Genomic DNA, 7,288 nt, shown 5'->3' on the forward strand with positions numbered 1-7,288 from the left:
TGGGACAGCCGAGACGAAGAAGAGCGGGCGAAGGCCGTGGGAGGTCGAGGACGGTCTGTGGGAGCGGATCGAGCCGCTGTTGCCGCAGGTCGAGCATCCTCACTCCTCACCCGGTTTCCCGGCTGCGATGCGGCCGGGGACCCGGCTGCTTGCCGGGCTCGTATGCTTCATGCGACCCGCGCAGAAAGGCTCATGACGGTGGTGTTGCGAACCGGATCCATCCTCTCCCCGGAGTTCGACAGGGATCCCTACTCCCATTTCGCCTACCTGCGCGAGAGCGAGCCGGTCTACCTGGAGCCGGGCATCGGCTACTTCATCAGCCGGTACGCCGATGTCGAGCGGGCCCTCCGCAACGACACCGTCTACACCACGCAGTCCCTCGTCGAGCGGGCCGAGCCGGTGATGCGGGGGCGGGTCCTGGCGCAGATGACCGGGGCGGAGCACAACCAGAAGCGGCGCCTGGTCGTCCAGGGGTACACCGGGGCGCTGCTCAAGGCGCAGGTGCCCAGGGTCCGGGCCAACGCCGCGACGCTGATCCGGCCGTTCCTGGACACCGGGCGCGTCGACCTGGTGAACGACTTCGGTAAGCAGCTGGCGGTCTGGGTCACCCTCGACAGCCTGGATCTGCCTCGCGACGACTGGGAGCAGGTCGCCGAGTGGCACGCCGGCATCGCGAAGTTCATCACGAGCCTCGCTCTCACCGACGAGGAGCGGGCGCACTGCGTCCGGTGCGGGGAGCTCCTTGAGGAGTACCTGACGCCGTTCATCGAGGAGCGGCGACGGAATCCGGCCGGCGACCTGATATCGGTGCTCAGCACGGCCGCGGGTGACGCCCGGATGGAGCGGCGGGACGTCGTCGCGCTGTGTCTCAATGTGCTGCTCGCGGCCACGGAGCCGATCGACAAGACCCTCGCGTACCTCTTCCGGCACCTCGCCGACCACCCCGAGCAGTTCGCCATGCTCCGGGCCGATCCCGGCCTGCTCACCGCGGCCCTGGCCGAGACGCTCCGCTACACGCCCCCGGTCCATCTGGTTCCTCGGCTGGTGATCGAGCCGGTCACCATCGCCGGAGCCGAGGTCCCGGCGGGCGACGTGGTCTTCAGCATGATCGCGGCCGCCAACCGCGACCCGTCGGTGTTCAGCGCGCCCGACACCTTCGACCTCCGACGCACCGACCTCGGAGCCAACCGCTCCTTCACGGCGGCGGCCACGCACATGGCCTTCGGCACCGGGCTCCACGCCTGCATCGGCGCCGCCTACGCCCGCGCCGAGCTCGAGACCGTCGCCGGTCTGCTGCTGGAACTCATGGACGACATCGCGGTGTCCGCCGACGACACCCGCGAGGAGACGGGCCTGTACACCCGCGGCCCCAAGACCCTTCACCTCGAGTTCAGCCTTTCCAGGGAAGGGAAGCAGCTCGTCGGCGTCTGAACCCTGACACCCCGGTCTCGTGCGCCGGCCGGACGGAGCGGGCCAAATCGCCAGGCCCGAGACAGGGCCTAGATATATGCGCCACGAACGCATATAGTTGGGGTCATGGACGGGACCACGATCTTCATCCAGAGCCACTTCCATCGCGGCTATCGGCAGACCACCAACGGGGAGACCGCGGACCGCGCACAGTCCGCACCCCGCATCACCCACCTCGGCAACCAGATCCGGGAGGGGACGGCGATCATGCACGACGCCTGCTCCGACGGCAACCAGAGGCGCGACCGCCGAGATGCCCGGGATCGGGAACTCGCCCGGGCGAGGTGAACCCCGCGGGCCGACTCGGCCGTCGTGTCGTGGGCGACTGAACGCCCACGCATCTTGAAACAGTCCGTACGCACATCGGCTGGCGCGTGTCGCCCGCCGAGGCGTGACGGGTAGCAGAGCTCCGGGGGGCGATCCCGCCGGCGCGCCCATCGGGACTCGCATCGGTCCCGCGCCATCATCGTGATCTTCCGGTGGCTCCCCTGAGCCGGCTGTCCGGCTCGACCGATCCGCTCGGTCGCCTCGTCATTTCCCTTCATCACCCCTAGCCGCGGCCCGGCCGCGCGCGCGGGCATCCCTTTCCCTTCCACAGTCAGTGATCAATCACTCAATTCAAGGAGAACCCGTGTCCCAGCATGCCCAAAACCCCTCATCACGCCGCTGGTGGGCACTCGCGCTCCTAGCGCTCGCCCAGTTCGTCGTCGTCCTCGACGCCTCGATCGTCAACATCGCCCTGCCCTCGATCGGGCGCGGCCTCGACTTCTCCCAGGACGGCCTGACCTGGGTCGTCAACGCCTACGTGCTGACCTTCGGCGGGGCGCTGCTGCTCGGCGGCCGCCTGGCCGACCTGCTCGGCCGCCGCCGCGTCTTCATCGCCGGCCTGCTGGTCTTCTCCGTCGGCTCGCTGGCCGGCGGACTGGCCCAGACCGGGGCCGAGCTGATCGCCGCCCGCGCTCTCCAGGGGCTGGGCGGGGCGCTGCTCGCGCCGGCCGCGCTGTCGCTGGTGACGACCCTGTTCGTAGAAGGCGCGGACCGCAACAAGGCCATGGGCGTGTGGGGCGCGGTCGCCGGGTCCGGGGGCGCCGCCGGCGTCCTGCTCGGCGGCGTGCTCACCAGCGCGCTCGGCTGGCGCTGGGTGCTGTTCGTCAACGTGCCGGTGGGCCTCGCGGCCGCCGTGCTGACGCCGCTGGTGGTGGCCGAGTCCCGGCAGGCGGGGCAGCGCGGGATCGACCTGCCCGGCGCCGTCGCGGTCACCGGCGGGCTCAGCGCCCTGGTCTACGCCCTGGTCGGGGCCGGCACCGCGGGCTGGACCTCGGTCCGCACCCTGGGCCTGCTGGGCGCCGCGGTAGTGCTGCTGGGCGTCTTCGTCCTGATCGAGCGCCGCGCCGCGGCCCCGCTGGTCCCGCTGCGGATCTTCCGGCTGCCCGGAGTGCGCGCCGCCAACATCGTCGGCGTGTTGATCGGGGCCGCGATGTTCGGGATGTTCTTCATCGTCACCATGTACCTGCAGCAGGTCCTCGGGTACAGCCCGCTGCGCTCGGGCCTGGCCCAGCTGCCCCTCGGCGTGGCGCTCGTCGCCGCCGCCGGCCTCGCCTCGCCGCTGGTGACCCGCCTGGGCGCCAAGCCGGTCCTGATCTCCGGCGTCCTGGTCTTCGCGGCCGGGATGGCCTGGTTCACCCGCATCGGCGTGCACAGCGGCTTCACCGCCGGCCTGCTCGGCCCGTCCCTGCTGGTGGCCGCCGGCCTCGGCCTGGCCTTCGTGCCGCTGACCATCGCCTCGACCGAGGGCGTCAGCGGCGAGGAGGTCGGCCTGGCGAGCGGGCTGATCAACACCTCCCAGCAGATCGGCGGCGCCGTCGGCCTGGCCGTCCTGGCCACCGTCGCCACCACCCGCACCGGCCACCTCGCGGCCGCCGGCCACGCCGTCAAGTCCGCGCTGACGGGCGGCTACCAGACCGCCTTCTGGGTCGGCACCGGCCTGCTCGTGGCCGCCGCGCTCGCCGCCGCGGAGTTGCTGCCGCGCGGCGCCTCGGCCGGCGCCGGCCTGGAGACCGCTCCAGCTGACGAGGCCGAGCGGCCCGTGCCCGTCGCCGTCTGAGGCCACTCAGCCCTCTGAAACCACTCATCTGAAGGAGCCGAAAAATGAAGCACCACTCGCCCCGGACCATAGCCACGCTGATCGGCACCACCGCCGTCGTCGCGGCGGTCGCGACCGCCGGTGCCGGCACCGCCGACGCCTCCGCCAGCCGGCACCTGCCGAAGATCGTCGACGCCTGGGCCGCGGCCTGGAACGGCACCGCGCCGGGCGCGCTCGGCGCCCTGTTCACCGCGGACGGCACCTACACCGACCACGGAGTCGGCGCCGTCTTCCACGGCAGCGAGGGGATCGCCGGGTGGAAGGCCCACGCCGACGACCTCATCGACGGAGTCCACGTCACCGTGCGCGCCGCCTACCGCGACGGCGACCACATCACGATCGAGGCGGTCTACGCCGGCCACCTCAAGGGCGCCCCACATCCGTTCGCGGTCCCGATGGCCACCCTCCTCGACCTCCGCGACCCGCACCAGATCACTTCCGACCAGGACTTCTACAGCCTCACCGACGTCCTGGCCCAGTCCGGCCTGCCCGCCGGCTGGACCCCGCAGCACTGAGCTCATCCGAACCGACTCATCCGAACCGGAACCCCACCACCAAGAAGATCGGAAACGACGATGAACACCTCTTCCCAGCCGAAGTCCCCCCGCACCAGGTCCGGCCGCTGGCTCGCCATCACCGCCGCGGCGGCCGCGGCGGTCGGGGCGGCGGTGACGGCCCTGCCGGCCGACGCCGTCACCCCGGCTTACGCGGGACCCGGCATCACCTGGAGTCCGTGCACTGATCCTGACTTCCACGGGATGGACTGCGGCACGCTGAAGGCCCCCGTCGACTACGCTCACCCCGGCGGGCCCCAGGTCACCCTCTCGATGGTGCGCCGGTCCGCGACCGACAAGGCCCACCGCGTCGGCACCCTGGTGCTCAACGACGGCGCCGGCGGCTCCAGCATCGAGCAGCTGCGGTACGCGCTGCGCTTCGGGCTCGCCGGCACGCCGCTGGCCCAGCGGTTCGACGTCGTCGCCATGGACCCGCGCGGCATCGGCCACAGCCAGGGCATCCACTGCACCCGGCCGGCGATCGCGCCAGGCGTCACGGATCAGCCCCCCAGCCAGGCGCAGTTCGACGCGCTGGTCGCGAACAACAAGGCCTTCGCGGCGGACTGCCTGCGCGAGAACGGACCGCTGCTGACCCACATGGACATGCGCACCACGGCGCGCGACTTCGACCGGCTGCGCACCGCCCTGCACGAGCGCCAGCTGAACTGGTACGGCATCCAGTACAGCGACCTGCTCGGCCGCACCTACGCCCAGGAGTTCCCCGGGCGGCTGCGAACCATGGTCCTGGACACCGCCGAGGACGACACCCTGCCTCCGGTCGAGCACGTGGCGATGGAGATGGCGACCGCCGAGCAGGCCTTCGACCGCTTCGTCGCCTGGTGCGGCACGACCGACTCCTGCGCCCTGCACGGAAAGGACGTCGCCGCCGTCTTCGACCGGCTCGTGGCCGGCGCCGACGCCACGCCCATCCCGGTGAAGGGCACGAACCGGACTCTCACCGGCCGCGAGATCCAGGCGGTCACGCAGGACTACATGGTCATCAAGGAGCCGGGCTGGCCGGCCCTGGCGGGAGCCATCAGCCAAGCCCTCGCCGGCGACGCCACCGGATTCAGCCACGACTTCGACAAGACCCTGGACTACACCCAGATGCAGGCGGTCTCCTGCCTCGACGAGCCGCCCGCCGCCACCACCTACCCCCAGCTCGCCCAGCTCGAAGCCCTCGCCCGGCATACCTCGCCGCACCTCGGCGGCCACGTCCAGTCCTGGACCGCCACGACCCACTGCGTCGGCTGGCCCGCGCCGGCCCACAGCCCCGCCCCCAGCGCCCCGGTCGAGGGCGCCCCGGCGGCGCTGATCCTCCAGTCCACCCACCAGACCCTGTCCGCCTACTCCTGGGCCTTCGGCCTGGCCGCCCAGCTGCCCGGCAGCCGCGTCCTGTCCGTCGAAGGCGACGACTACAGCGTCTACATCACCGACGCCTGCGCGGCGCGGACCGCCAGCGACTACCTGATAGACCGCACGCTCCCGGCCGTCGGGACCATGTGCGACTGACCGCCAGCGGCCGCAGGCCGCCGAATCACTTAACGAATCACTACTGAATGACTGAAGCGGGAGACGTGGGCCCACGTCTCCCGCTTCAGTCTGTCCGGCTGTGCCGGGTTCAGCCGTCTTGCTCGTCGGCGCCCGTGTCCGGACCGCCCGGGCCGATCCCCAGCGCCGCGGCGAAGGCGGCCAGGTCGCGGGCGAAGACGGCGAGCCGCTCGTCCGGCCAGTCGGCCAGGGCCGCGCCGATCTGCCGCCGCAGCTCGCCGCGCATCGCTGCCACCGCCCGCGTCCCCTCGTCGGTCAGCTCGATGATCGCCACCCGGCCGTCGGACGGGTCCGGGCTGCGTTTGACGAGGCCGCGCTTCTCCAGCTCGGTCAGGTGGCGGCTGGCCGTGGTGTGCGCGATCCCCACCGCCTCGGCCACGTCGGCCACCCGGGCCGGGGAGATCCTGGCGACGGCGCTGAGCAGGGGATAGAGCGCGTCGTCCAGATCCAGACCGGCGGCCTTGAGCATGGCCCCGTAAAGGTGGGCGCGGTTGCGCCGTTGGAGCAGGGCCGCCCAGGCCCGCTCAATCTCGCTGAGGATTCGGTCTCGTTCCATACCCAGATTGTATGCGCCACGGACGCAAATATCTTCGGTGCCGCCCCACAGATACACGCCGCCGGCCTCGAACGTCTGCACGGTGTTCGGCGCGAACCACGACCAGAACGTCGTCCCGCGCAGGAACGTGTCCGTGTCCGCGTGGTACGCGTACTGGTCCCGGGGTCTGTCGAGCGATGACTTGTTCGGCCTGGTTTGCCCAGGCGGTGACACCGTCATAGAGGGCACCAGGGTTGATGCAGCAGTGCAGGATTCCGACGAGGCGGTTGGCTTCCTGGCCTACAGGGTTGGCCCCGAAAGTGGCCCGGTTGTGGTGACGGAAGTCATCGGCAGCTGGGCTTCTTCGTTTTCTGGACATGGATTCGGCCCGCCGGCGACGAACGCCGCAGGACTCTTAACAAAGTGTGGTGCGGAGTCGGCGCCAGCAGATGATGGCGCAGCCGAGGGTGACGAAGGCCTGGTGGATGTCATCGCGGATCTCCCAGCGGATGCGCAATCGGCGGAACCAATGCAGTAGCGCGATCGCGCCCTCGACGACCCAGCGGTACACGCCCAGCCCGGAGCCGTGCTCGCTGCCGCGGCGGGCGATGTGCGGGGTGATCTGCAGGGCGCGCGCCTGGTCGCGGTAGGACTCGTGGTCGTAGCCGCGGTCGGCGTACAGATGCCGGGGACGGCGCCGAGGCTGACCGCGCACGCCACGCACCGGCGGGATGGCCTGGATCAGCGGGAGCAGCTGGGTGACGTCGTTGCGGTACCGCCAGTGGTGATCGCGGCCAGCGGGATGCCGTGGGCCTCCACGATCAAGTGGTGCTTGCTGCCTGTCTTGCCCCGGTCCACCGGGGACGGGCCGGTGGCCGGCCCGCCCTTCATCGCCCGCAGATGGCTGGAGTCGACCGCGGCGCGGGAGAAGTCCAGCGGCCCCGCGCCGCGCAGCTCGGAAAGCAGCAGCTCGTGCAGCCGCTGCCAGACTCCGGCGGCGTTCCAGTCCCGAAGCCGCCGCCAGCAGGTCATCCC

General features: G+C 71.3%; 6 protein-coding genes and 2 pseudogenes. 6 read left to right on the forward strand and 2 right to left on the reverse strand.

Annotated elements, in window-relative coordinates; all coding sequences use genetic code 11:
• The 6 genes and pseudogenes from ABIA35_RS49285 to ABIA35_RS49310 all read left to right on the forward strand — a co-directional run.
• Nucleotides 1-196 (forward strand): annotated as a pseudogene (locus ABIA35_RS49285) (hypothetical protein); the annotation flags it as partial.
• Nucleotides 193-1,431, forward strand: coding sequence for a cytochrome P450 (locus tag ABIA35_RS49290; protein WP_370347941.1), 1,239 nt, complete (start codon nt 193-195; stop codon nt 1,429-1,431). The pseudogene ABIA35_RS49285 and the gene ABIA35_RS49290, both read left to right, overlap by 4 nt.
• A 105-nt stretch (nt 1,432-1,536) precedes the next feature.
• Nucleotides 1,537-1,758: a hypothetical protein gene (locus ABIA35_RS49295; protein ID WP_370347943.1), complete on the forward strand. Its 222-nt coding sequence runs from the start codon at nt 1,537-1,539 to the stop codon at nt 1,756-1,758.
• 343 nt (nt 1,759-2,101) lie between these two features.
• Nucleotides 2,102-3,574: a DHA2 family efflux MFS transporter permease subunit gene (locus tag ABIA35_RS49300; protein WP_370347945.1), complete on the forward strand. Its 1,473-nt coding sequence runs from the start codon at nt 2,102-2,104 to the stop codon at nt 3,572-3,574.
• Nucleotides 3,575-3,618: 44 nt separating this feature from the next.
• On the forward strand, nt 3,619-4,128 hold the full coding sequence (locus tag ABIA35_RS49305; RefSeq protein ID WP_370347947.1) for a nuclear transport factor 2 family protein: 510 nt from the start codon (nt 3,619-3,621) through the stop codon (nt 4,126-4,128).
• A 60-nt stretch (nt 4,129-4,188) separates the two neighbouring features.
• A complete protein-coding gene (locus ABIA35_RS49310; protein ID WP_370347949.1) occupies nt 4,189-5,679 on the forward strand; it encodes an alpha/beta fold hydrolase in 1,491 nt (496 codons plus the stop codon).
• A gap of 109 nt (nt 5,680-5,788) precedes the next feature.
• On the opposite strand, the gene ABIA35_RS49315 is transcribed toward ABIA35_RS49310, so the two are convergent.
• Both ABIA35_RS49315 and ABIA35_RS49320 read right to left on the reverse strand, forming a co-directional pair.
• Nucleotides 5,789-6,274 (reverse strand): MarR family winged helix-turn-helix transcriptional regulator, encoded by a 486-nt coding sequence (locus ABIA35_RS49315; RefSeq protein WP_370347951.1) that lies wholly within the window; start codon nt 6,272-6,274, stop codon nt 5,789-5,791.
• 394 nt (nt 6,275-6,668) lie between these two features.
• Nucleotides 6,669-7,288: pseudogene (locus tag ABIA35_RS49320) on the reverse strand (IS5 family transposase); the annotation flags it as partial.

Source organism: Catenulispora sp. MAP12-49 (genome assembly GCF_041262705.1).
In the GTDB taxonomy this organism is placed as follows: Bacteria; Actinomycetota; Actinomycetes; order Streptomycetales; family Catenulisporaceae; genus Catenulispora.